At 48.1% G+C, this 23,835-nt stretch carries 20 protein-coding genes; 11 read left to right on the forward strand and 9 right to left on the reverse strand.

Annotated features, from left to right (window positions below):
• Window positions 1-69: 69 nt before the first annotated feature.
• Together FCL42_RS17415 and FCL42_RS17420 are read left to right on the forward strand one after the other, a co-directional pair.
• Window positions 70-552, forward strand: coding sequence for a Dps family protein (locus FCL42_RS17415; protein ID WP_136864710.1), 483 nt, complete (start codon window positions 70-72; stop codon window positions 550-552).
• A 157-nt stretch (window positions 553-709) separates the two neighbouring features.
• Entirely contained in the window at window positions 710-1,723 is a 1,014-nt protein-coding gene (locus tag FCL42_RS17420; RefSeq protein ID WP_136864711.1) for a hypothetical protein, read from the forward strand.
• A 55-nt stretch (window positions 1,724-1,778) separates the two neighbouring features.
• Here the strand turns inward: FCL42_RS17420 and FCL42_RS17425 are convergent, their stop codons facing one another.
• Complete coding sequence (locus FCL42_RS17425; protein WP_136864712.1) at window positions 1,779-2,789, reverse strand: adenosine deaminase; 1,011 nt, start codon at window positions 2,787-2,789, stop codon at window positions 1,779-1,781.
• Window positions 2,790-3,188: 399 nt separating this feature from the next.
• Here FCL42_RS17425 and FCL42_RS17430 point away from each other — a divergent pair, with 399 nt between their 5' ends.
• The 6 genes from FCL42_RS17430 (at window position 3,189) to FCL42_RS17450 (ending at window position 9,944) form a co-directional block, all read left to right on the forward strand.
• Window positions 3,189-4,436 carry an HlyD family efflux transporter periplasmic adaptor subunit gene (locus FCL42_RS17430; RefSeq protein WP_136864713.1) on the forward strand — a complete coding sequence of 416 codons (1,248 nt, stop codon included), beginning with the start codon at window positions 3,189-3,191 and terminating at the stop codon, window positions 4,434-4,436.
• The gene (locus tag FCL42_RS17435) at window positions 4,436-6,595 is read left to right on the forward strand and encodes a peptidase domain-containing ABC transporter (protein ID WP_136864714.1); all 2,160 of its coding nucleotides are present in this window, start codon (window positions 4,436-4,438) and stop codon (window positions 6,593-6,595) included. The genes FCL42_RS17430 and FCL42_RS17435 overlap by 1 nt, the downstream gene beginning before the upstream one ends.
• A 41-nt stretch (window positions 6,596-6,636) precedes the next feature.
• Window positions 6,637-6,816, forward strand: coding sequence for a hypothetical protein (locus FCL42_RS17440; RefSeq protein ID WP_136864715.1), 180 nt, complete (start codon window positions 6,637-6,639; stop codon window positions 6,814-6,816).
• Window position 6,817: 1 nt separating this feature from the next.
• On the forward strand, window positions 6,818-6,946 hold the full coding sequence (locus tag FCL42_RS22015) for a hypothetical protein (protein WP_267873244.1): 129 nt from the start codon (window positions 6,818-6,820) through the stop codon (window positions 6,944-6,946).
• A 485-nt stretch (window positions 6,947-7,431) separates the two neighbouring features.
• Window positions 7,432-8,457: an HlyD family secretion protein gene (locus FCL42_RS17445; protein WP_136864716.1), complete on the forward strand. Its 1,026-nt coding sequence runs from the start codon at window positions 7,432-7,434 to the stop codon at window positions 8,455-8,457.
• Window positions 8,454-9,944 carry an MDR family MFS transporter gene (locus tag FCL42_RS17450; protein WP_136864717.1) on the forward strand — a complete coding sequence of 497 codons (1,491 nt, stop codon included), beginning with the start codon at window positions 8,454-8,456 and terminating at the stop codon, window positions 9,942-9,944. The genes FCL42_RS17445 and FCL42_RS17450 overlap by 4 nt, the downstream gene beginning before the upstream one ends.
• A 239-nt stretch (window positions 9,945-10,183) precedes the next feature.
• On the opposite strand, the gene FCL42_RS17455 is transcribed toward FCL42_RS17450, so the two are convergent.
• The 7 genes from FCL42_RS17455 to FCL42_RS17485 form a co-directional block, all read right to left on the reverse strand.
• Entirely contained in the window at window positions 10,184-13,042 is a 2,859-nt protein-coding gene (locus FCL42_RS17455) for a DEAD/DEAH box helicase (protein WP_136864718.1), read from the reverse strand.
• Window positions 13,043-13,051: 9 nt separating this feature from the next.
• On the reverse strand, window positions 13,052-14,197 hold the full coding sequence (locus FCL42_RS17460; RefSeq protein ID WP_136864719.1) for an RNA-binding domain-containing protein: 1,146 nt from the start codon (window positions 14,195-14,197) through the stop codon (window positions 13,052-13,054).
• The gene (locus tag FCL42_RS17465; RefSeq protein WP_136864720.1) at window positions 14,185-16,833 is read right to left on the reverse strand and encodes a TrlF family AAA-like ATPase; all 2,649 of its coding nucleotides are present in this window, start codon (window positions 16,831-16,833) and stop codon (window positions 14,185-14,187) included. The genes FCL42_RS17460 and FCL42_RS17465 overlap by 13 nt, the downstream gene beginning before the upstream one ends.
• Window positions 16,826-18,478 (reverse strand): site-specific DNA-methyltransferase, encoded by a 1,653-nt coding sequence (locus FCL42_RS17470; protein WP_136864721.1) that lies wholly within the window; start codon window positions 18,476-18,478, stop codon window positions 16,826-16,828. Before FCL42_RS17470 ends, FCL42_RS17465 begins: the two co-directional genes overlap by 8 nt.
• A 53-nt stretch (window positions 18,479-18,531) precedes the next feature.
• Window positions 18,532-21,303, reverse strand: coding sequence for an SNF2-related protein (locus tag FCL42_RS17475; RefSeq protein WP_229359899.1), 2,772 nt, complete (start codon window positions 21,301-21,303; stop codon window positions 18,532-18,534).
• Between the two features lie 71 nt (window positions 21,304-21,374).
• Window positions 21,375-21,569, reverse strand: coding sequence for a ribbon-helix-helix domain-containing protein (locus FCL42_RS17480; protein ID WP_136864723.1), 195 nt, complete (start codon window positions 21,567-21,569; stop codon window positions 21,375-21,377).
• 117 nt (window positions 21,570-21,686) lie between these two features.
• Entirely contained in the window at window positions 21,687-21,878 is a 192-nt protein-coding gene (locus FCL42_RS17485; RefSeq protein WP_136864724.1) for an AlpA family transcriptional regulator, read from the reverse strand.
• 442 nt (window positions 21,879-22,320) lie between these two features.
• On the opposite strand from FCL42_RS17485, the gene FCL42_RS17490 reads away from it, so the two are divergent.
• From FCL42_RS17490 to FCL42_RS17500, 3 genes are all read left to right on the forward strand, one after another.
• Entirely contained in the window at window positions 22,321-22,770 is a 450-nt protein-coding gene (locus FCL42_RS17490) for a JAB domain-containing protein (protein WP_136864725.1), read from the forward strand.
• Between the two features lie 127 nt (window positions 22,771-22,897).
• Window positions 22,898-23,458 carry a tyrosine-type recombinase/integrase gene (locus tag FCL42_RS17495; RefSeq protein WP_136864726.1) on the forward strand — a complete coding sequence of 187 codons (561 nt, stop codon included), beginning with the start codon at window positions 22,898-22,900 and terminating at the stop codon, window positions 23,456-23,458.
• Window positions 23,455-23,676, forward strand: a complete 222-nt coding sequence (locus tag FCL42_RS17500) for a helix-turn-helix transcriptional regulator (RefSeq protein ID WP_136864727.1) — start codon at window positions 23,455-23,457, stop codon at window positions 23,674-23,676. The genes FCL42_RS17495 and FCL42_RS17500 overlap by 4 nt, the downstream gene beginning before the upstream one ends.
• Window positions 23,677-23,711: 35 nt before the next feature.
• On the opposite strand, the gene FCL42_RS17505 is transcribed toward FCL42_RS17500, so the two are convergent.
• Window positions 23,712-23,835, reverse strand: a 124-nt coding sequence (locus FCL42_RS17505) for a transposase (RefSeq protein ID WP_136862280.1), incomplete at its 5' end; no start/stop codon positions are given.

Here is a 23,835-nt window from a genome sequence, read left to right on the forward strand (position 1 = left end):
TTTCTTACCTTCGATTAATCTAACCTCAATCCATCGCAAACAGCGATTACAAAGTTGAAGGTTAAGGTTATGACAACGAATTTTATCGGATTGCCAAAAGAAGGCGCAGCGCAGCTGGCTAACGAATTGAATGACTTGTTAGCCAACTATCAGATTCTTTACATGAACGTACGTGGTTTCCACTGGAACGTGACCGGCAGTGATTTCTTTGAACTGCACGCTAAGTTTGAAGAGGTTTACGACCAGCTGCTTATCAAGGTTGATGAGATTGCTGAGCGTGTACTTACTCTGGGTCACCAACCGCTGCACAGCTTCAGCGAATACCTGATGCACAGCACCATTGAAGAAGCCGTAGACGTACGTGATGGCGGCCAAGGAGTGGACCATCTGCTAGCTGGCTATCAGGTTCTGTTGACCAAGCAACGACGCATTCTAAGTGATGCTGCCAATTTCGGTGACGAAGGTACCGCAGCATTGATGAGTGACTACGTATCTCAGCAAGAGAAAGAGAGCTGGATGCTGGCGGCTTACCGAAGCCGCAGTCACAACTAAAACCAATTTCTCATTTTCATCATCATCTCCAAGAGTTAAAGAGGGCCCTTCAGCAGGCCCTCTTTTTTTGCTTTTTATTCAAGATACAAACGGATACAAACTTTCTAGCCCTCATTTGGTTAACTCTGTGCAACAAAAATCACACAGAGACTCAACCATGAAAATCAAATTCTTAGCCCTGTTGGCGGTCGCTACAATGCTGCAAGCTTGCTCGGGGAGCGGTGGCAGCAACAACAGCGTTAGCGAACCTAAAGAAGTGCACGGCATTCAGCCGGATAAGGTTGCCGAGTATGTTGAGCGGTTTAAGACGTTGAATGCCCAAATTAAGCTGATCCTAGACGGCAAAGAGTCTGCTGTTGAGTTTCTCGACATGGATGACGAAGACAAGCAGGTGTACGTCAAATTTAACCAAGGGGTACTGATCTTTGGCTTTGACATGGATAAGGAGCAACCGATCGCTTCTGACTTTACCATTTTCAAAGGTGACACGTCTGATATCGAAGCCCTGCTTAAAAAGCCGTCTCAGGTATTACTGCATAAAGAGATGACGTTGACCCGCAGCGGTGACAACTTCGAGTTTGACGGCATGTTGGAGGACAAAGACACCACCGGTTTGTTCCCAGTGAAATTTGTTCTCAATGAATCCCTTTTTGGGGCCGGTAATGCCAGCTTTGAATTGTCGAAAAACAAACAGAGTGTCTTGGTCAGTGGGGCGCTGGGTACCTCTAGCTACGTAAAACTGAAACAGCTTTTGGATAATAACCCAAGCCTAAAAACCTTAGTGTTGGTTAATGTGGAAGGCTCGGTGAATGACGACATCAATATGCATACTGGCCGCTTAGTACGTAACGCCCAGATGACCACTGAGATTCGAGATGGTGGCGAAGCCTACTCCGGTGGTGTTGACCTATTTGCCGCGGGATACCGCCGTGTCTATCACGATGGTGCCAAGTTGGGGGTTCACTCTTGGTGCTGTAAAGATGGCAAAGACGCTGGTCAGCTCAGCAAGACTGATCCTGCACACGGTGCCCAGCTTACCTTTTTCCGCGAGATGCTAGGCAAAACCCTTGGGCCAGATTTTTACTTCTACACCATTCAAGCGGCTCCCGCTGCGGGCATCCATGTGATGACTAAGTCTGAGGTGGATAAGTACCTGTTGGTCGGCCAGTAATTGCGTTTCCCAACCAGAGAGCCGAGCTGGGCAGTTCCAGCTCGGTTTGTTTGCATTATTCCGCCATTACCTTATCAAGTTGCTGATACAGCTCAACTTTACGCGCATTGCTGGTGAAGGTGGCGTCGATGGCGTTGGCAGTCAATTGCCACCACTGCTCCTTGGTGAGATCCAGAGCATTTTGTACGTTGAGGTAGTTCTCAAGCATGTAACCGCCAAAATAGGCGGGATCATCGGAATTCAGCGTGACTTTTAGGCCTCGTTCTAGCAAGGCTTTCAGGTTGTGCTGCTCCATCTTTTCAAACACCTTTAGGCGCACGTTGGAGTTAGGGCACACGGTTAACGGGATCTTGGTTTCCACCAGATGAGCCATCAGCTCCGGATCTTGAGTGCAATTAACTCCATGATCGATGCGTTCCACATTAAGCAGATTGAGTGCGTCCCAGATGTACTGAGCCGGCCCCTCTTCGCCAGCATGAGCCACTAGGCGATAGCCCTGTGCTTTGGCGGCGGCGAAAGCATTTTTGAATTTCTCTGGAGGGTGGCCTACTTCTGAGGAATCCAAGCCGATACCGGTGATCCGATCTTTGAATGGCTTCGCTTGCTCTAGGGTAGTGAGCGCCGCGTCTTCACTTAAATGGCGCAAGAAGCACAGGATCAGTTCATAGCTGATGCCAAACTCATGCTTGCCTTGCTCAAAAGCATTGTGAAGGCCGTTAAACATCACTTCGAAAGGGATGCCGCGATCAGTATGGGTTTGAGGATCGAAGAAGATCTCAACGTGCTGAACATGTTGCTGCTGGCACTTTTTCAGATAGGCCATGGCCAAATCGAAAAAGTCTTGTTCGGTTTGAAGGACGTTAGCGCCCTGATAGTACAGATCGAGAAACGACTGCAGGTTGCTGAAGTTGTAGGCCTGCTTTAACGCATCGACGGAGTCGTAGGGCAGGGTGATGTTGTTCCGCTGTGCAAGAGCAAACATCAACTCAGGCTCTAGGGACCCCTCAATGTGCATGTGCAGCTCGACTTTGGGGAGCTGTTTTAGAAAGGATGTAGTGACGGTCATGGCATAGTCTCGCGGTTTTATTATTGGTGAATCATGCCTAGGGTCTGTTTGTTTTTGGTTGTTATCTGAATTATACAAACGATTAAATTCAGACCCAGAACAATCAATGCGTAGCGAAAAATGAGCAAAAAAGGTCAGCAGACCCAACTAAATTGTAGCCGAAGTTGATGATAACTTACTGGATTAAAATGTAATCCTTCCTAACTGGTAATCACCCCAATTGCTCTCTGTTACTAAGGTGAATTTGCGTGAGATTGGGCATCGCCTTCGTGAGTTTACGCTTGTCAGGTTTCCTTCCTACGTGAGCTTGCGTGAACAAAGATAACCTTGTGTGAGCGTGAATCGCACCAATTCTAAGCGCCTCTATTATCAAGTCATCGGTACTTTCCAAGGATGGCTATGAGCACTCTTTTTCGACAGCAAGCAGTGGAAGCTCAGAAGCAGCGATTGTTTGGCAGCATCTCATTGGCTCAGCCTCTCTCTTTGCATCTGTGCGTAGCGGTGATTTTGACCCTAGTGGCACTGGTGGTGCTGTTTCTGTTTATCTCTGAATATACCCGTAAAGAGACAGTTCGAGGCTTTCTGGTACCTGAGCAAGGATTGTTAAAAACCTACGCGCCTCGTTCTGGGGTGATCGAGGTGCTGCATGTTAGAGAGGGGGAGTTGGTCAGCAAGGGCCAACCTTTGGTTACTCTGGTGCTTCGGCAAGGAACCAGCAGCGGTTCTGAATTGGGGGAGGTGTTGGTTGCTCAATACCGGCTGCAGCTTCAGGCACTGGAAGATGAGCGTCGAACCAATCGTTTGATGAAGCAGCAGGAGCTGAAGCGGCTCAAGCAAGCCATCGTTGATATTGACGCCCAGATTGCTAACTACCTGGAGGTCACGGATACCGTTTCCGACAAGCTTGAACTTCAGCAACATCACTTATCCCAGCAACAACAATTGCACCGCGATGGTTATCTCTCCCGTGGAGAGCTTCAAGATCAGCAGCAGCGGTTGTTGTCGGTAAAGCAGGAGCAGCAAGGTGCCCTAGCGCAGTTGTTGTCACTTAAAGCGGAACGCAATCGGTTGTTGGCTGAGCAGGCATTGCTACCCAGTCAATTTGCACTTAAACGAAATGAAAATGCGAGGGTGGCCGCGGAGCTTTCCCGATTGATTCAGGAGACTGAGACAAACTATCGCTATGTTATTGAAGCGCAAAGCGATGGCGTTGTATCTGCGATTCCTGTGGTGGAAGGGGAGTTTATCGCCAACCATCGACCATTGCTTACCTTGCTGCCTAGAGATGCGGTGATGGTGGCAGAACTGTTGTTGCCCACTCGCACCTCAGGGTTTGTGAAGCTGGGTGACGAGGCTAGGCTGCGATTCGATGCGTTTCCTCATCAACGTTTTGGGGCGCTTCGAAGTGAGATCATTCGTGTTGATAAATCTCTGATTGAAGATGGCGAGGCAGATTTACCGTTTCCGCTAGAAGAGCCTGTTTATCGGGTGCGTACTCGGCTCGACGCCCAAGTGGTGCACGCCTATGGCGAAGCCTTTCCTCTGCGTAGCGGCATGTTGTTTGAAGCCGATATTATTCTTGACCGCCGCTCTCTTATCGATTGGCTACTCGACCCTATCTACAGCTTAAAAGGGAGGGTTGGCTAATGGCGTCTCATAAACCTCAACCGATTACTTCGTTATTGGAATATTCAGGTAGCACTCGAGTGCCGTTGGTGATGCAGGCAGAGATGGCTGAATGTGGACTGGCCTGTATCGCCATGATCTCCAGTTACCATGGCCTAAAGCTCGACATGGCCTCCATGCGTAAGCGCTATCGCGCGGCCATGAAGGGGATGAATCTCCAGCAGATGATTGAGCTCGCCGATGGTTTGAATCTGGCGACACGAGCGCTTAAATGCCCACTTGAGGAGGTGGGCAAGTTACAGCTTCCTTGTGTACTGCATTGGGACATGAACCACTTCGTGGTGCTAACCGGTGTGACGAAGCATCGCATTAGCGTTAACGACCCTGGTATGGGTAAGCGCCAATTAACTTTGAAAGAGTTTGCCGAACACTTTACCGGAATTGCTCTTGAGCTAACGCCAGCAAAAGGGTTTCAGCGCCGAGACCAACGCAGCCAGATGAAGCTGTCACAACTGTGGAGTTCGATGACTGGATTTGGCCGTGCTTTGGTGTCGTTAACCGTGCTGTCTGTATTGCTACAACTGTTTGCACTTGCAACCCCATATTACATGCAGTGGGTGGTGGATGAGGTGCTGATAAGCCAAGACCAACCCCTGCTCACGGTATTGGCCATTGGGTTTGGCTTGTTAGTGCTTATTAACGTTATTACCAGCTGCTCCCGCAGTTGGTTGGTGCTGAGAGTGTCCAGTTCACTAAACCTGCAGATGGGTGCCAATCTGCTGAGGCACCTACTGCGCTTACCGATGAGCTTCTTCGAAAAGCGCCATGTGGGTGACATTGTGTCGCGGTTTGGTTCCTTGTCGGAGGTCAGAGAGCGGCTGACCACTGGCGTTGTGGAAACTTTTGTTGATGGAGTGATGGCGCTGGCGGTGCTTGCCATGATGTTACTCTACAGCATCAAGCTTACCGTAGTGGTATTGGTTGCTGTTGGGCTCTACACCGTGCTGCGATTAGCGCTTTATCGGCCGCTGCAAAGAGCGACAGAGGAGTCGATTCAGGCATCGGCAAAAGAGCAGACCAACTTCCTCGAGAACATTCGAGGCATTCAGACCATCAAGCTGTTTACCCGAGAGTCACAGCGACAGGGGATCTGGCAAAACCGATTCGCCGACGTCATCAACGCCGATATACGTTTGGGTAAGCTCAACATCAGCTTTGAAGCGATGAACAAACTGCTGTTCGGTATAGAGAATGTGCTGGTTGTTTTCTTTGCCGCGGCCTTGGTGATGGCTGGCGATCTGAGCGTGGGTATGATGCTTGCCTTTATGGCTTACAAGAACATGCTTACCGAGCGGCTTGCCAATTTGGTTGAACAGCTCATCTTGTTCCGCATGTTGCGCTTACACCTAGACCGCATCTCAGACATCGCCCTACATGAGCAGGAAGGGCATCGCGACGGTGGGCACCTTTTGCCTCAGATTCACGGTCATTTGAAACTGGAAAGAGTTTGCTTTCGTTACAGTGATGATGACCCTCTGGTGATCGATAACCTATCTCTTGAGGTTCATCCGGGGGAATCCATTGCCATCACTGGTCCCTCGGGTTGTGGCAAATCGACTCTGATGAAGTTGATGCTTGGGCTGCTGACTCCAACCTCAGGAAGGGTCTTGCTTGATGGCGTAGACATTACCCATATCGGCTTGATCCAATACCGCAAACAGATTGCTGCAGTGATGCAGGATGACACGCTGTTGTCAGGATCCGTGGCTGACAACATCACCTTTTTTGATCCCGAACCCAATTATCCTCGAATGCAGCAATGTGCCCAATTGGCTGCCATTGAGCAGGGTATCGCGAGATTGTCGATGCATTACAATGCTTTGGTTGGCGATATGGGCAATCAGTTTTCAGGCGGCCAGATTCAGCGATTGCTGCTAGCTCGAGCCCTATATCAGCAACCATCGATACTATTTTTGGATGAAGCCACCAGTCATCTTGATATCGATAAAGAGCGGCTTATCTCTAACAGTGTCGCGGCACTTTCGATGACCCGAATTATTATTGCTCATCGACGAGAAACCATTGCCAGTTGCGATAGAGAATACTCATTACTCACACCAAATCGAGAAGTTGACCAGCAAGGAGGTGAAATACTTAAGGAAGAGTATGCAATTAATTAAGGTTATCTATTTTCATATCATCAGTAAATGGGGTTTTTGATATGCGTGAACTAAGTTTGAATGAAGTGAAAAGTGTGAATGGTGGCATTGTTTCATTATTCTGGATAGGTTACGGGGCATATAGAGCTTATAAAGCCTATAAATTAGTAAGGACCGTTACTCAATACGCCGCTGCTGGAGCTGCATTAGGCGCTCTTAAAGAGCATGAGAATGGGAGCTGATATGAAAGAGTTAAGTTATGAAGATTTGCGTGAAGTTCAAGGTGGATTTGTTCAAATTTTAGCTGGCGTTATTGCCGTGTATTATGGAGAGAAAGCTGGTAGTTGGTTGTATAAGAAGATTTTTGGGTAGTATAAATAATGTGTCAGCAATTGCTGACACATTTTTATTTGGAGGTGTATATGGAATTGAGGAATAAATGTCCAAATTGTAATATGAAGCTTGGGCTTGAAATAACATCAAAATTAATATTTAATGATGTTATTGAATGTCCGCGTTGCAGATATATGATGCAGCCTAGCGTCAAGTCCGGACTATTGTTTCCTTTGCTTTTAACCCCAATAGTATATTTCTTTTTCTATAAGTCATTTAATAATTATTTCGGAGAGTTTAGCGCTTCGGCCTTAGTTATTATGCTTACCATATTTTTATGCCGGTTTCTTAATCCATGGGCAAGCCTCGTTGCGCACGACAAAGATGAGCTTATTTAGCTTAGTAATTAAAAGATCCTTGAAACAACCAAGTAGGCTGCTCAATGAAACCGACGCATCGTTTTAGTGTCTGAAGCCCAGTAAAGGCCTACAATAGCTAGGCTAACGTACTATTGGACAACGTAAATGAACGACGAACTCGACAATCAACCCTCCTCTAAGATAACCATCACCCAACTCGTCTTCCTGCTGATCTGCATGCTGGCGTTTGGCGCGATGTATTGGTCGTGGCAATACTCAGATAGCCACCCAAGCACCGAAGATGCGTATGTTCGGGCTAAAATTCTCTCCGTTGCGCCTCAGGTTCAAGGCCAGATCGTCTCTGTTGAAGTTAAGGACTTCCAAAAAATCAACAAAGGGGATTTGTTGCTGAAGATTGACCAGCGCCCTTATCTGTTAGCTGTTAAACAAGCGGAAGCAGCCTATCAGTTGGCGGTGCAGCAACACGATGTGGCTGACAAGCAGGTAACGGAAGCCGTTGCTGGTCTGGACGCTGCCCGTTCAAATTTGACGGAAGCCCAAGCGGAATTTAAGCGAACCGATGCCCTAGTGAAGCAAAAGCTGGCCTCTGCACAGGACTTGGATCAGGTTAAGAACAAACTCGCCAACGCTCAAGCTAGCTTAGAGCAGGCGCGGGCCTCAGTAGAGAAAGCCATCGCCAATCGAGGCCAAGAGGGCGCAGAGGCAGCCGTCGTTCAGCAAGCGGCCGCTCAGTTGGCGCAGGCTGAGCTTAACCTCAGCTACACCGAAATCACCTCGCCAGTGGATGGCTTAGCCGGTGAAATTGGGGCTCATAAAGGCTCGATCGTGTCTATCGGCCAGACCCTGTTTCCGGTGATCATCAAAGACAGTTACTGGGTGCGAGCTAACTTTAAAGAGACGGATCTTACCTACATTAAACCTGGTCAGATTGCCGAAGTGCGAATCGACATGTATCCGGATATCACGTGGCAGGCAACGGTTGAGCAGTTGTCGCCAGCCAGTGGCACCGCGTTCTCCTTAATGCCACCGGAAAATGCCACCGGTAACTGGGTGAAAATCAAACAGCGCTTCCCAGTGCGCTTAAGTTTGGTGGTGCCGGATGATGCCCCTCAGCTGCGTGTCGGTGCCAGTGTTGAGGTGACTGTAGATTTAAAAAGTAACTACCGATGAACACTGCCATTCCTGCCGATAAGCGGGGAGTTGCCACCGTCGCCATCATGCTGTCAGCCATCATGGTGCTGATTGATATGACGGTGGCCAACGTGTCGCTGTCGCACATGATGGGGGCGCTCGGGGCTACGGCGGATCAGGTCACCTGGGTGCTGACCGGCTACAGCATGGCGGAAGCGATCTTTATCCCGATGACCAGTTTCTGGGTGTCGAGATTTGGCGAACGCAGGGTGATGCTGGTTGCGGTGATCGGCTTTGTGTTTGCCAGTGCCCTGTGTGGACAGGCGCAATCTTTAGAAGAGATGGTGCTGTTTCGAATTGTCCAAGGCGCCTTTGGCGCTTCGGTGATTCCATTGGCGCAGTCGATGTTGGTGCAGATCTACCCGTCGGAGCAGAAAGGCAAAGCGATGGCGATTTTCTCCATCGGCATTCTGCTGGGGCCAATCCTTGGCCCTGTGGTGGGCGGCGTGATCACCGATAACATCAACTGGCGCTGGATCTTCTACGTCAATCTGCCATTCGGCCTAGTGTGTACAGCGCTTATCTATCGCTACATTCACATCTGTAACAAGACCAAGCCTAATTTTGACTGGTGGATCATTGGTTACATGGCGTTGGGTGTCGGGGCCCTTCAGTTTGTGTTGGATAAGGGCAATGACGAGGATTGGATTAATTCTCGGGTGATCCAAACGGCGATTTTGCTGGCCATCATGGGTCTGATTATGTGGTTCTACCGCAGTTGGCGCACCAAAAGCCCAATTGCACCGTTATGGCTGCTAAAAGATCGTAATTTGATGGTATCGTCGCTGATGATCGCCGTTGTATCGATGGCGATGTTTGGCCTGACCACTCAGCAGCCGATGTTGCTCGAAAGTCTGCTGAATTACCCAGTGTCGACTACGGGAATGTTAATGGCGCCCCGAGGCTTAGCGTCGGCGGCCATGCTGATTTTGGTAATTAAGCTCAATCCGCAGTTTGACCCTAGATTGAAGATTGTCTTTGGCTTGTCTTGCATTGGTTTGGGCAGCTATTTGATGACCCGCTACTCGCTGGAGATTGATGTCTTTTGGATTGTGATGCCAAGTATGATCCAAGGTGTTGGCTTGGGGTTAACCTTCTCCACGTTATCAACCTTAGCCTATCTGACTTTGCCGCAAGACCACTCCGTCGCCGGAGCCAGTATCTTCAACCTGTTCCGTACCATAGGCAGTGCATTTGGCATATCCATTGCCACAACCTATCAATATCGAGACGGCCAACAGCAGTGGCATGCGCTGAGCGAAGGCATTAACCCATACAGCCAAAACCTTAGGGATTGGGCTCACTCTCAGGGGCTATCCATCACCGATCCATTAGCATTGGAACAGTACCAGTCTATGCTGCATCAGCAGTCACAGATGGTGGCCTTCGTGCACACCTTCCAGCTAATTGGAGTGATGTTTGTTGTGATGATGCCGATGCTGCTGTTCATTCGCTCTAGGCAGTAATCACGTACCGAGAAAAACTAAAAAGCCGCTATTACAGCGGCTTTTGTCGTTATGCCTTACAAATGGGCATTACTCGATGTTCTGGATCTTAATATTGATTATACTGCTGCCGTCCTATTTAAGAGGCACCTAAGGCTGTTTGCGTAGATCGCTTGTCTAAATTACTACCCACTTTGCTACCCAATTAGGTAAGCCTGGACGGCCTTTGAATATGCCGGCCGCCCAGACGTCCATTGTTGTCAGGCTTGAAACTCATATTTGTCAGCTAGACCTTCAGCCGTCATCGATACTGTGATTGCATCGTGTGGAATCAATGCATAGCGCCACTGCTTGCCGCCAGACTCTTTAGCGTGTGCATTTGCATAAGAGCACCAGCGAGCCGCTGCACGAGCTTTCGCTACAACATCTGGAGATTCCACTTCAGAGGCTTTTTTAGGCTCTAGCAGAAGGAACTCCTTTTTAGTTTCAACGACAAAGTCAGGTTCGTAGTTTTGGCCATTCTGGTATTCGATTCGGAATTGACCGGTACTAGGCTTCATCCACTTTAGGACTTCAGTATCATGCTCGAGAGCTTGTGCTAACCGCAACTCACCGTCTACCGAGTCAAACTTTTGGAATGGGTAGCAACAGCGTTTGAAACCTGTGAAAACCATCTGTCTTACTTTGCTTTTCTCACCAGGAGCGAGCGCAGAATCAAAGTGTCTTGGTTGTTCGCTGCTGGCAAATGTGAAGGTTGCTGGGCGCAGGATATCAAAGCCTTTGGTTAGCTTTCCGTAGTAACCTGTAGGCGTGGTTCGCATATGCTGCCTCATCTGCGACCAGATAAAGTCAGACATTGTCTTACCAGCTGTTTTTAGTAAGCCTTCGATGTCTTGTTCGTTAAGATAGCTCTGCAGGTGCTCAACCATTTGGCCTGACAGTTTGTAGAGCAGTCCGGCATGTTCATCGTAGTCAATCTCGTCGTGGTCCATTAAGTTGCGCACAAGATAGTTTTCCAGACGCTCTTCTGATGCGCTACCGGTCTCCCATGAGATCGTATCGGACTCATCGTTTTCTAGGTTTCTAAGCAATAGAGCCTTGCTGCCAGGCTTGAGCGCAATGCGGTCCAACCCAGTTAGATCAAAGTTTTCGAAGCCGTAGTTAACATCTCGCTCGGGCAAGATCACGATTTGTGGAATATCAATAGTTAGCTCAGATAACGTGTCAGCGATGTCACCAACAATTTGCTCAATCTCATTGTCTTTTAATAACGACGGCTGAATCTTTGCTGTGACTACACCATCTGGTGTATCTGTATCTTCGGTAGTGCTGCTAGTCGCAATGTATAACTCTTTGCTGGCGTCTTGAACTTTTTTCTGGATTGTTGCTTTTACGCTCGGGTCTTTTAACTGTTGGCTGCTGTTTAAGCGTTTGGCTTCCTCGCTGACAATAGCAAGCGTCAAATCCGCAACTTTTTTCTTAGTTGCACTAACCTCTGCGCTCTCGGACTCTGCTGGGGTTTTAGTGTTGGGGGATGGGTTCCATGCTCCGGGTGCCTCTTTAACCTCATTGCCGTGCGTGAGTGTAGGTCTATTGCCTAGAGCAATGTCGGCTACTGAAGGACTGTAGATCTGCTGAGGAGCCTTCTCTGGAATTCCGTTCTCGTCATCGTCAGAACCAATATAAAGAGTCTTTTTGATGATCGATTCTTGATTGTTGGCCTGGTCAATAATCTCCTGGAATCTATCGTGAGCGATAATGGTCAAACGATCTACTGCTTCGACACCTGTTCGCTTGCCGTAAGGTAGACGCAATCCACGGCCGATGGTTTGTTCGGTTAAGATCTCAGAAGCAGAAGCTCGCAGCGGGACAATTGTATAGAGATTTGTAACATCCCAACCCTCTTTAAGCTTGTTAACGTGGATTACGATTTCAGTATGTTTGTCGTGCTCCACTTCCAAGAGGCGCTGTGTTGTTTCCTCAGACTCTTCGCCAGTTTGGTTCGAGTGAACGGTGATCACTTTGCCCTTGTAGCTTCCCTCAAAGAAGGCATCATCTTCTATCTGCTTCTTTAGCTGTTCGGCATGCACGGTATCTTGAGCGACCACCAGCATAAACGGTTTTACAGACTTAGAGCCGGTATTATTAGCAAAGCTTGCGAGCTCAGTTTTGACGTACTCATGGTGGTGGATGCCGTCTTCCAATTTGATTTGCTCAAGTCGGTCTGGAGTGTACTCACTTGCAACAAAGTCCTTGCGTGTTGCGACTGCTGGCATCTTCACATATCCGTCGTTAAGCGCTTTGGCTAACGGGTAGTGATAGATGATGTTGTTGAACTCTCGAGGACGAGCACCGACAGTCTTAGGCGTAGCTGTCAGCTCGATTCCTAAGACTGGGTTTAGATCATTCAATGCCTTTGCGCCCGCACTGGCATAGTAGCGATGCGCTTCATCCATGATCACGACCAGATCTGGCAGCTCTGCCAAGTAGTTGAAGTAAGAATCGCCGATATACTCCTGTAGCCTGCGCATTTTGGGGTCTTTGGACTTCTTAGCTCCTTTTTTGTTTTCTTTAGCGTTGATCTTGGAGATATTGAAAATATTGATGTGCGCAGCTTCTTCACCGCCAAACAGATCACCGGTCATCGTTTCAGCAACGGCATAATCGAGGCGAACGCCTCGACCATCTTCGTAGTCATCACCAGTGATGATGACTGGCGGGGTCTGTACTAGCTCTGGAATTCCTTGAAAGACATACTTTGGGCTGCCCATCAGGAAGTCACTTTTCAGCTTCTCATAGATCGTTAGGTTTGGTGCCAGAATAAAAAAGTGGCGGCTACGACCAGTTAGGTATAGCCAAGCAACCATCGCCCCCATCAAACGTGTTTTACCTACGCCAGTAGCTAGGGCAAAGCACAGCGATGGGAAATCGCGTTCAAACTTTTTCACCGTTGGGTAGCTAGAACGGATAATGTTTAACCAACTTTTGAGGTCAGGATCTTTTGTCAGCTCCAACTGCTCTAAGATATCGCACAGAATCTGCAGAGAGTCTTTCTGAGGAGTGCGTAGAGATAGCCGCGCTTTTACCTGATTGGCTATTTTTTGATGTTCTGATGCCATGTTTTTTACCTATTGGGTGCGCCTGATGACTGCGGTGAACTTGTTTCCGGCCCTATCGTCGATGAATTCGATATCTGGCCAAGCTACCAGTGCGCGACGAATGCCACTGCCAATTCCTCTAAACGACATTGCGAAGGGAGCAAACGAGGCAATGATTGGGTTCCTGTGGTTTGAATTCCCATTCACAATGTTTTCAACGGTCAGGTTATTAGGCAGGTGCCCAGGGCTAATGATCTCGATGCGATCTCTGAAGACGAACAGTCGAATGGGCGCCGAGATGAAATAGTCTCTGTGAATCAGAGCATTAGCAATTAGCTCTTCAAACACGATGGCTGGGATTTCAGGCTCACCGACAGAATTTACGCTTTGTTCATCTTGGCGGTGATGGATGTTATTGAGTACAAAACTCTTACCATTGGTCAATAGATCTGCGAGTTTTCCGCTTAGGTCTCTGCTATCGATATATTCTTGCTCAGTAATCTCTGTACCAGGAAAACAAACCGCTTTGACGATGAAAGCAGGCTTTTTCACTTGCGGGTTTCTAGCGAACATCAAAGTGCCAGAGAGGTTGAGCTTGTCATCCTTGAGCAAGTTCATTGACTCTAATACGCCGCTTAGGTCTTCTGCTGGATCCAACTCTTCTTGCAGTCGCCGTTGATAGAAATCTGCAAAGAAACCGGTATCGATGTCATTTACCGATGTATTCTCGACTGAGACCTCATCAGCATGTACCAAAGCAGCAGCTTGAAACATGCGCTGCATCTCTTCGATGGCAGTCACCGCGCGTTTGTCAGAGCCATTTTTCACCCAGATCCGCCCATCATTATCGGCACAGGGCCGAAGACCTTTTTCGACTCTGACGACGATAACCATCCCATCGGGATGTTCGACATTCTCGGAGATGATGTTGATGGGGGGGCGAACATTGTTGGTGGCTGCATCAGCGATCAACCGGTTCGCTTGCTCGAGTTCGTCGGGAGAAAGGCCTTTAACTTCATAGTCGTCAGATACGCCGACAAGCAGATAGCCGCCCTCTGTGTTATTAAAGGCAATGAGGTCTTTGGCGATTTCTTTGGCTTTGTTCAAGCGTTCCTTGAACTGGTGGTGACTGTCTTCACCACGACCAATAATTTCAATTAACCCTAATGTTTCCATGCTTCATACACCTGCTTGCGTTTTTCAAACGCCTCTTTACCACCTTCCATAATGGTGACAATGTGCTCTTGCATCGCTTTGTTGTCGATACTGCCAGATTCAGTCTGAATAATGCCGTTTGAGCCATTTTTGCCAATGTAGGCACAAGTGATGACTTGTTCGGAATCTCCCAAAACCGGAATGTTTGCATTGTGGGTTGCAAAGATGAACTGAGTTTGTGGCTTGAGCCTACGTACCAAAGTGATCACTTCGTGATAGATGGTCTGATTATCAAGGTCATCTTCAGGTTGATCGATAATTACCACATCATTGTCTTGCTGTCCCAAGATGAACAACATCAAAGCTGAAGCGCGTTGTCCCAAAGAGTGATGTTGCAAAGGCTGATTGTGGTACTCAATGAGGTACTTGTTAGGAACCTGATAGGTCAAAAGTGCTTCCAGGTTGTCTTCGAAGAACTTTGTAAACGTCTCAGCGCTATTGAGCGATTTGGTTAGTTCTTGCCAATTGTTACGCATCTCTGCAAAGTCAGCATATTGCTCTACTAATCCTTGAAGCGTGCTTCCTTGCAATCTGCTGCCTCGAAACTGCTCCTGCATGTGAGCCAGCATTGCTGTTTTGTCGATTTTGTAAGTCGCTTTGATTTGCAGCGCGTCACTCTCCTTATTGACATCGGCCAAGCGCTCTTCAATAAGTTCAAACTCAGAACGGTACAGCACTTCTAGTTGCTCAAGAGCGTCAGTGAGTGTTTGCCTCAGTTCGGCATGGCGGTCATCGCTTTTCTCTAGGAACTGGATCGCTTTGTCTGCCTGGGCTACTTGGGTCTTTAGACGTTTAAATTCATCGGTGCGAATGGAGTAGTTGCCACCCTGTTGCAATTGCTGAGCTAACTCACGCTCGATAGCTGCAAACTCTTCTTTTAGCTGACGTTTGGCGTACTGGAATTGTTCGAACTTTTGCTGAATGGCTTCAATCGCAGGGATAGTTGCCTGTTCAGCTGAGCTTAGATTATTTAGCTGAGTAACTACCTGAGCATATAGACCGGAAAACTCGGCAAAGAAGTCAGCATTTTCTTTAGATACATAAGCTTGAAGCGCGGTTAGATCCTGTTGGTGATCGGTGATTAACTCGCCTAGTGCGGTGGAAAAACCCTTTGCGCTATCAATCGCATCTCGCAGCTTGCGCTCATCCTGGTCAAAATTGAGCTGTTTTTGTAGCTTTTCTTCAACACCGTGCTCCTGGTAGAACTTGAGCTGATGTTCAGCATTCTGTTTTTTTTGTTTCCAAGCGTGCAATTGGGTGCGGTCTTGCTTCAGAGCTTTGATTTGTCGGATTGCCTCAAGCACTGCTTGGCGCTGAATTTTAACTTTTTCCTGCACAGGGGTAATTGCGTCCCCCATCAGTTTATCGATCAGGTCTTTCTCAAAGCCTTCACCTGTGCTGGACAGATCTTTCTGGCCGAAGTAGATCGGATTGCGAAGAACAGTCTCCTGAATAGCTACGCCTTGCTGTATTTGGTCGTTCATCAGTACGTCAGGTGCTTGTCCTAAGATCCGACTGACTTGGTAGGTCTGACCACGAGTACTTACAGCATCAACGATGATTTTTCCACCACTGCCGAGCTGGTGCTGCACAAGGTTCTCTTTGTACTCTTTGTCAGTCGCCTTTTTACCAAACTGTATGTTTAGCGCATAGCGTATAGCCTCTAATAGCGAGGACTTACCGCTACCTCGAATTCCGATCAACGTATTCAGCTCTGGCGAAAACTGAATGCTTGAACCACCCAGTGCGCCAGCGCCCTCAAAGCTGATTTTCCTGATATATGAATGTTTGTAAGGCTGTGGGTCTTTAGAGACACGAGCTTGGTGATCAGCAAGAGCGAATTTGATGGCGTCGAAGCTGAATTCCCCGATTTTGAGGTATGACTTTTTACCTTTACCGATCTCGCTAATCTGTTTCGGATCGCTACCCTCAACCTCTGCTGGGTACCAGTCATCAAGGTGCTGCTTTACTTTTGCGGCGCAGGGGACACCGGTTTGATTCAGTTTGTTGCGGGTGCGTACTTGTTGAAAACCTAGAGTGCGCCGCTTGAACCAAGGGTCATTGCCAAGTTCCATTAAACGGCCACCGCCAAGCTCATTCCATAGCCCACTCTTGTTTTCAACATGAGCGAAGACTAAAAAGTAGTCTTTGTGCGATTCTTCCAGCCGTCTAATCGTTTGGTTCAGAGATTCAGCGCTACGGCCATCTTCATGTTCATATTGCTCTGGAGTTTTGCCTTGAAAGGTACCAGTCAAAAAGGCGTTGATGTGATCACCACCTTCGAGCCATTCATCACTGAAGAGGACCAAAGTGTGGATACCGTTGTTACCATCACCGACAGAGAGCTCTACGCCGGGTAGTAAATGGACTTGCTGCTTTCTAGCCCGCTTGCGCAGCGCTTTGAACTCGGCGAGATCAAATTTATTGTGGTTGGTAATGGCACCCACACGGATCTCAGCTGCTGTTAGGCCATCAACATAGTCAGCAATAAAACGGTCGTCTTCACCCTGATACTTAAACTGCTTATCCTTGCGAGTGTGCAGATGGAAATCTGCACGCACCCACTCACTTCCGTGTTGGAACAAAGTGTCAGTCATCCATTTCTTCCTCTTGCTCATCTTCTTCAGGATCTGGCAATACATTCAGGGTGAAGCTGTAGTCATCGTTGTCCCATTCGCACTTGCTAAGAATTGCTTGTGGGATCTTCTTGATGGTTAGGTTTGGGAAGTCTGCCCCTTCACTCATAAAGGCTTTGCAGCAGATTAGCAGAGTACGTTCGGTACCGACTTCTTCGCTAATGCGCTTGAGTTGGTCATACGCCAGAGAGCCAGTGGTGATGTAGATAAAGTCGGTTTCAGTGCTGAAGCCGTGGTTCCAGAACTGCTGGTCGCTTGGTGCGTAGGTAAACCCCATATGTTTACACATCGCTGCCGCCAGCATATCGGCGTTATACTCTTTGTTGATGATCCAGTTGCCCCATTCATCTTTTTTGAGAAGTGAAGGTGCTAGACGAAGGTAGCGGAAGCCACCGCCACCTTGCCAGCTGACAGACTTAGAAATGCCACCTTGGTCTTCACCGGAAGCAACTTTCTTCATACGAGGCGCAACATGAGTTTCGCAATGCTCACCGAGTTCGACCATAATCCATCGACGTCCCATTTTTTGGGCGACCGCTCCAGTGGTCCCTGTGCCAGCGAACGAATCCAAAACAATATCATCTGGATTTGTTGCAATTGTTATCACACGCTGCAAGAGTTTTTCAGGTTTTGGGGTGATGAAAACTCCCCCTTCATCAGCAAAAAGCGCTTTGATTTCATTTTTCGCTTCAGCATTCTGACCAGATTCCTCATATCCCCAGATTGTTCCAGGCACAACACCTTGTTTCACCTCAGTCAAAAAAGTCTTTTTCCTTGGGGCATTGCTTCCGTCCTTACCCCACCAGACTCGATTATCTAGATCCAAGGCGTTGAAATTTTCCTTTGATACTGACCAGTATCTACCGGGAGGTGGTGTAAAGGATTTACCGGAGGGACTTTGCACTTCATAAGAGCCTTTACTGTAAAAGTTTCTGGCATGCATTGCACTGTCAATCCAGGGACCTCTACTGTCATTGTCTGGATTTTTAAAGTTTTTGTTTTGCTTCTCTGTCCTTGGAAGCTGGTTCATCTCAAACTTCTCGATGTTTTTGGCGTAAACCAATACAAAGTCATGCATAGCTGAGAAGTACTTAGCTGAATTTTTCAGCGTGTAAATCTTTTCCCAGCAAATAGTTGTTACGAAATTATTCCGCCCGAACACCTCATCCATAAGGATTTTCAAGTAGGCCATCTCATTATCGTCAATAGATATCCAGATGGAGCCTCTATCATCGAGTAGCTTATGCAATAGCTCAAGTCTGTCTCTCATTAAGGACAGCCATAATGAATGTTCTACGCCGTCATCATAGTGACCAAAAGCACTGCCAGTGTTATAGGGAGGGTCTATAAAAACGCATTTCACTTTCCCAGCATAGTCTTGCTCAAGTGCTTTAAGCGCTAGTAAGTTATCACCATGAATCAGAAGATTGTCGTGATAAACGTGAGCTCCACTTGAGCCTGCTTCGCGGTCTTCGCTCAATGCCGGTTCTGCCTTACTTGCGTGATAAGACAGGGATTCATCTTCCAGAAAAATCCGAGGTTCAAGACGAGGGCGCTTTTCTTTACCAATCCAGTTCAGTTCTAATTTCTGCTTCTTACTGCTCATTACTGTCTCTCTAATTCTGTTACTTGTGCGCTTAGTGCTCTGAAAAAACTGACCTAAGCAGTAAATTCCGGTTTGAGTACTGTCCAGCGGGCTTCGAAAATGGTCTCTAGCTGAGTATCCATCGCCAAGCGGGCTTCGATTTGCTCGAGCAAACGATCTTCCTCTTGCTCAATTTTCTTCTTTTCTTCGTGATAGTTGAGCATGACCGTGTCCCGCTCTCGTTCGAGTCGCTTAAGCTCTCTTTTTGCTGCCATTTTCTCTTGTAGCGTAGCCAACTGCCGTGATGCTTTTCTAGCTTGCTTGATCTCTTGGTCTAGTTGTTTGACTCGGATATCAAGCGCGATACGCTTGTCCTCTGCCCAGCGCTCTAACTTCTCAACCTCTTCGCCGTAATAGAGCTCGTTGTCCCGTTCAACGATGTCCATAAAGGCTTGTAGTTGATTGGCTTCATCAGACTCAAAAACGTCAGGGTTTACCACTGCTGGTGGCATGTCATTGGTGACGATAGGCATCTGTAATAGCCGTTCAACCGTTTCTGGATGAATACTATCGCCGCTGTCTGTGATTGCGGTGAGAAGAAGCTTCTCTCTCAGCTCCTCACTCGAACCAACGCTTACTTTCACAACTCTGAGGCTTCCTGTTTGACCTATCAGGTTCTTAACATCAACCCATTGGCCTTGCTGAGGTGAGTATACGAACGACAGATGCACTGTCGGCAAAGTAGCAATTTTGAGTTCGGTGACTAGGTGGGCTCCCAACCCATCACTAAGCCGGAAAAATTGCTGATCTTGGCTTTCGGCTTCTTGCCAGTTCAGGTTGTACTTTTGACCTTGCCAGCTGAAGCCACTTTCGTGTTCAAAGTAATCTTGGCCGTTATCTGCAAAAGCCATGCGCGCGAGTTGTAGTAGCTGTTGCTGAAAGTGCGATAACTGGCTGACCACTTTACCACGGCGTGTATTGAGTCGGCTAACGACGTCAGCATCGAAGTGTTCAAGCAAAGACTTGCGTGTGTCGTTCACCTTCACTTCAAGCTGGTCTTTAAGCTGTTCCTGCAGCTGGTTAAATTCGGCTTCAATTTGCTCATCGCTTCGACAGTGCTGGTAGATGTCATGGATACGGCGTTCAATATCTACACCTGACTCAATAGAGCCAAGAACTTCATCAGATGCACCAAATACGCCTTCGAATAGCTGGAATTTTTGACTAAGAAGTTCAAAGACTCGTTCGTCAGCACGGTTGCCTTTGTTGATGAAGTTGACAACGACGACATCATGTTTCTGACCGTAGCGGTGCACACGGCCAATGCGCTGCTCTACTCGCTGTGGGTTCCATGGGAGGTCGTAGTTGACCAACAATGAGCAGAATTGCAGGTTAATGCCTTCTGCACCTGCTTCGGTGCAGATCATTAATGTTGCGTCATTTCTGAACTTGTCGACCAGCGCAGCTTTCATATCAGCTGTCTTAGAGCCAGAGATTCGACTTGAGCCTTCGTGCTCAGTTAACCAGTCTTTGTAAATAGTTTTAGAAGTCGCATCATTGTTACTGCCGTTAAGCATAACAATTTCGTTGGCATAACCATTCGCCGCAAGCAGTTCGGCTAACCACGTTTGAGTTCTGACGGACTCGGTAAAGATAACAGCCTTTCTTGCGCCACCCAATTCTTGAGTTTTACTAAATGCGCGTTGTAACACCCGTATCAAAGCTTCAGCTTTAGCATTTCCCGTGATGCTGCCTGCAAGCTTCTTGAAGTCCTTTAGAAGATCAATTTCAGCTTGGAGTGCTTCGGGATCGATCAGGTCGTCATCTTCAATCGACTCTTCATCCTGATAATCCTCGAGATTGTCATAGTCCTGCAGTGCTTCCACCAAAGGTTGTTTGCGCTCTAAGCGCTCAATCATTGTTTCCAGTGTGCCTTGCACAGCATGAGTCGAAGAGGCCAGAATTTTACGTATTACTAGGGTAACAAGATGGCGTGCACCTGACTTGATAGAGAGTAAATCATCTCTTTGTAGATACTCAGATACTTCCTGATATAGCTTCTCCTCGTTCGCTGTAGGGCGGAAGTCTTCGGTCATGGAATAGCGACGGGTAAAGCTGATCCCGCCTTCTTCCTGAACTTGTCTACGCAGCGTACGGTTACACACTTTGCTCAAGCGGTGGCGCAGCAACGCCAGTTCAATTTCTTCGAGGTTTTGCTTTGCGTAGCGTGCTTTGAACGAGCCCAAGTCGCCGAAGTAATGTGGATCGATTACAGACACGAGTCCGTACAGTTCAAGGATGCTGTTTTGCAAAGGAGTTGCTGAGAGCAGGACTTTTTTTCTGCCTGTCAGAGCCGCATCGAGCTTACGAGCAGTTTTGGCACCATCCTTTTTATAGATGTTGCGCAGTTTGTGAGCTTCATCCAATACAACTAGGTCCCAAGGAACTCGAGCAAGCTCAACCTCTTTACGAGCTGCAAACTCGTATGAGCAGATACAGATGGCTGGTCTCCCAGAGCAAACTTCGATATCAAACGGGTTTGCATGGCCTTCCTTTGACGCTTGATTGAAGCTTTTTGCTTCGATGATTACTGAAGGTAATGAAAACTTCTCTTCAAGCTCTTGGCTCCACTGCTTGCGAAGTGTCGCAGGGACGATCAGTAGAAGTTTGCGGCGGCGCTCAGCCCACTTTTGAGCAAGGACTAGGCTTGCCTCGATGGTTTTCCCTAGGCCGACTTCATCCGCCAGAATAACCCCGCTTGACAGAGGTGAAGCGAGTGCGAAAAGTGCAGCTTCAACCTGGTGAGGGTTCATATCTACTTTAGCGCTGGCAATGGTTTTGGTCATTGACTCGTCAGCTTTACCCGCAAGCGTGAGAGAGTGCGCGAGCCAAGCTTTCTGATGTGGAGAAAAGTGCATTAATTCATATCTCCACCATCGCAACCTGGTGTGTTTTTCTTTGTTATTGGTTTGAAATCATGGTTATTAGCTAAAAACTCACCAACGGCCTGTCGGACCATCCAAGAAATGGATAGTCCATTCTCATCAGCCAAACGCTGCAGAGCTTGATGTTGTTCTGATGGCAGCGAAACGGTTGTTCTAACGGATTTCATATAGCGATTTCTCTATTTCATCATTGTGATGCGATCTGCATCAGTTTACATCACTACTGCTAAGCACTCTAGAACGATCGGCATAAATGGGAGGGTACACCCTCCCATTTATGTTCGTTATGCCGCTGCCATATCTCGCTGCTCGATCTTCTCTAAAATCCAGTCTTGGATTTCACTCTCCAGCCATGCCACGTTGCGCTCACCCAGAGAGACTGGCTTCGGGAAGTTTCCCTCGTTCATGTACTTGTAGACGGTGGATCGTGCCAGGCCGGTGGTGTACATGACGTCTTTCAATTTAATCAATCGCATGAGTGTATTCCTTGTGATTCTGCTCATGAGAAGAGGGCTGAGTGAAATTTTTGTCATGCCGTGCCCTAGCTAGGCCGAGCCGCTCGATTCCAGATTTTTTAAGATATATATCATCTACATGCAGATCCCTATCGTGTGTCTGTTGGGCGTTGATTTCCCGTTCCAAACTGCGCCTATCACTCGGAACGATGCAGGAGTGGCTTATGCCTATCCCGTTTATTGCCGGTTTCGTTACCGGCGTGAGCTTGTATTGCTACATCAATCAGGAGGATGACGATGGTTGTGTTCCCGATATCCGCCGCAACTAGTGCATTCGCCGCTGGTGTTGTTGCTGGTTACAACTGGGCGAAAAGCCAAGACTCGTAAATGAGAGACGGATAGAAGGAGGGCTCGTGCCCTCCTTTTTTTCGTTAGTGTGTGATGGATAGTGAAGGAGAGAACCATGCAACAAGGACCCCAACCCGTTAACCAGGTGCTTGAGCAAGCCGCTGACATTCTGATGCGGAAATACAGTCGTGATGGCGTGTTCGAAAATCCCAATGCGGTTAAGGATTACCTGAAGGTGAAGTTCGGCCAGTTTGATCGTGAGGTCTTCGGTGTAATGCTGCTGGATACCCAGAATCGTTTGATGAAACTGGAGCTGCTGTTCTGGGGCACCATCAATGCAGCGAGCGTGTACCCGCGTGAAGTGGTTAAAGCAGTATTGCTGGCTAATGCTGCCGGTGTGGTGCTGTGCCACAACCATCCCTCTGGTGTGGCGGAGCCGTCACAGGCTGATAGGGCGATCACCGGAAAACTGTCTTCAGCCTTGGCGCTGATCGACGTACCGGTGCTCGACCACATTGTGGTTGGTGAGCAGACCGTTTCGTTCGCTGAACGAGGCTGGCTCTAATCGTTTTCTCTAACTTCCCATTTTGGCCTTTTGGGAAGTTACCAAGCCCATGAAACCGGGCTTTTGTAATCTCCAGGCCTTCGAACTTCTCAAAATCCCCATTTCAATCGAAAAAAGGAAGCTGCGTATGGCAGAGGTCCATGCTGTGAAAGATCCCGATACCATTCGTTTGATTAGCCATTTGCTTAGCCGTAATCACAGCCAACAGATGGCGGATGTATGGAACATCGGGTTGAACCTGGCGCTGCGGATCTCTGATCTGCTCGCTATCAAGTTCAGCGATATCCAGGATGGCCGGTTACAACTTAAGGAGCAGAAGACCGGTAAGCTAGCGAGTATTCCCCTAAACCCCAAAGCGCTTCAGATCATCGAGCGCATTCGCAAGGAACATCCTGAACATATCTATTTGTTTCAATCCTATCGTAATCGCCAATCCCACAAGCGTGCACCACATCCATTGTCTCGGCGTGCCGTAGGGCAAGCGTTCGAGTTGGTTAGCGAAGAGGTGAAGCTGCCATTGGGTACTCACTCCATGCGTAAGACCCGTGGCTATCACCTTTACCAATCAACCAAGGACATTGCCCGAGTCATGAAGATGCTCAGGCACAGTTCAGAGGGGGTAACTCTACGCTATATCGGGATCACCCAGGATGAGGTTGACCAAGACTTCAAGGAGCTTGAGCTATGACAACGACAGTCACCCAACCGTTAAGACTATTGAAACTTAAACAAGTGATGGCAATGACTGGTCTAGCCCGTTCGACGGTGTACAAGTATTTTTCATGCCAGCAATTCCCAAAGCCGGTTCAACTTGGGGCACGCAACGTCGCATGGGTAGAGCAAGAGATACAGGACTGGATAGCTCAAAAGATTGCATTACGCGATCAATTGAGCCATCCAGAGTAATGACAGCTATGGGGTTAGCGCCCCATTTTTTTGGTTCATCGCGGATCTCCGGGGAATGCTGATTTTATCTTCAAGAAAAAGTACTCAGTGTCCCGGTAGCCGTAAGCCATGCGCTTAATCAATTTGATTTTGTTGTTCATCCCCTCGAGCCGGCAGGTA

This window comes from Ferrimonas aestuarii (assembly GCF_005116665.1).
GTDB lineage: Bacteria > Pseudomonadota > Gammaproteobacteria > Enterobacterales > Shewanellaceae > Ferrimonas > Ferrimonas aestuarii.

Excerpts from the sequence above, each read along its gene's own strand:
- FCL42_RS22015 (WP_267873244.1), top strand. The coding sequence starts at position 6,818 with ATGAAAGAGTTAAGTTATGAAGATTTGCGTGAAGTTCAAGGTGGATTT.
- FCL42_RS17495 (WP_136864726.1), top strand. The coding sequence starts at position 22,898 with ATGGCAGAGGTCCATGCTGTGAAAGATCCCGATACCATTCGTTTGATT.
- FCL42_RS17490 (WP_136864725.1), top strand. The coding sequence starts at position 22,321 with ATGCAACAAGGACCCCAACCCGTTAACCAGGTGCTTGAGCAAGCCGCT.
- FCL42_RS17435 (WP_136864714.1), top strand. The coding sequence starts at position 4,436 with ATGGCGTCTCATAAACCTCAACCGATTACTTCGTTATTGGAATATTCA.
- FCL42_RS17445 (WP_136864716.1), top strand. The coding sequence starts at position 7,432 with ATGAACGACGAACTCGACAATCAACCCTCCTCTAAGATAACCATCACC.
- FCL42_RS17465 (WP_136864720.1), bottom strand. The coding sequence starts at position 16,833 with ATGACTGACACTTTGTTCCAACACGGAAGTGAGTGGGTGCGTGCAGAT.
- FCL42_RS17420 (WP_136864711.1), top strand. The coding sequence starts at position 710 with ATGAAAATCAAATTCTTAGCCCTGTTGGCGGTCGCTACAATGCTGCAA.
- FCL42_RS17450 (WP_136864717.1), top strand. The coding sequence starts at position 8,454 with ATGAACACTGCCATTCCTGCCGATAAGCGGGGAGTTGCCACCGTCGCC.
- FCL42_RS17480 (WP_136864723.1), bottom strand. The coding sequence starts at position 21,569 with ATGAAATCCGTTAGAACAACCGTTTCGCTGCCATCAGAACAACATCAA.
- FCL42_RS17415 (WP_136864710.1), top strand. The coding sequence starts at position 70 with ATGACAACGAATTTTATCGGATTGCCAAAAGAAGGCGCAGCGCAGCTG.
- FCL42_RS17470 (WP_136864721.1), bottom strand. The coding sequence starts at position 18,478 with ATGAGCAGTAAGAAGCAGAAATTAGAACTGAACTGGATTGGTAAAGAA.
- FCL42_RS17440 (WP_136864715.1), top strand. The coding sequence starts at position 6,637 with ATGCGTGAACTAAGTTTGAATGAAGTGAAAAGTGTGAATGGTGGCATT.
- FCL42_RS17455 (WP_136864718.1), bottom strand. The coding sequence starts at position 13,042 with ATGGCATCAGAACATCAAAAAATAGCCAATCAGGTAAAAGCGCGGCTA.
- FCL42_RS17430 (WP_136864713.1), top strand. The coding sequence starts at position 3,189 with ATGAGCACTCTTTTTCGACAGCAAGCAGTGGAAGCTCAGAAGCAGCGA.
- FCL42_RS17460 (WP_136864719.1), bottom strand. The coding sequence starts at position 14,197 with ATGGAAACATTAGGGTTAATTGAAATTATTGGTCGTGGTGAAGACAGT.
- FCL42_RS17485 (WP_136864724.1), bottom strand. The coding sequence starts at position 21,878 with ATGCGATTGATTAAATTGAAAGACGTCATGTACACCACCGGCCTGGCA.
- FCL42_RS17425 (WP_136864712.1), bottom strand. The coding sequence starts at position 2,789 with ATGACCGTCACTACATCCTTTCTAAAACAGCTCCCCAAAGTCGAGCTG.
- FCL42_RS17500 (WP_136864727.1), top strand. The coding sequence starts at position 23,455 with ATGACAACGACAGTCACCCAACCGTTAAGACTATTGAAACTTAAACAA.
- FCL42_RS17475 (WP_229359899.1), bottom strand. The coding sequence starts at position 21,303 with ATGACCAAAACCATTGCCAGCGCTAAAGTAGATATGAACCCTCACCAG.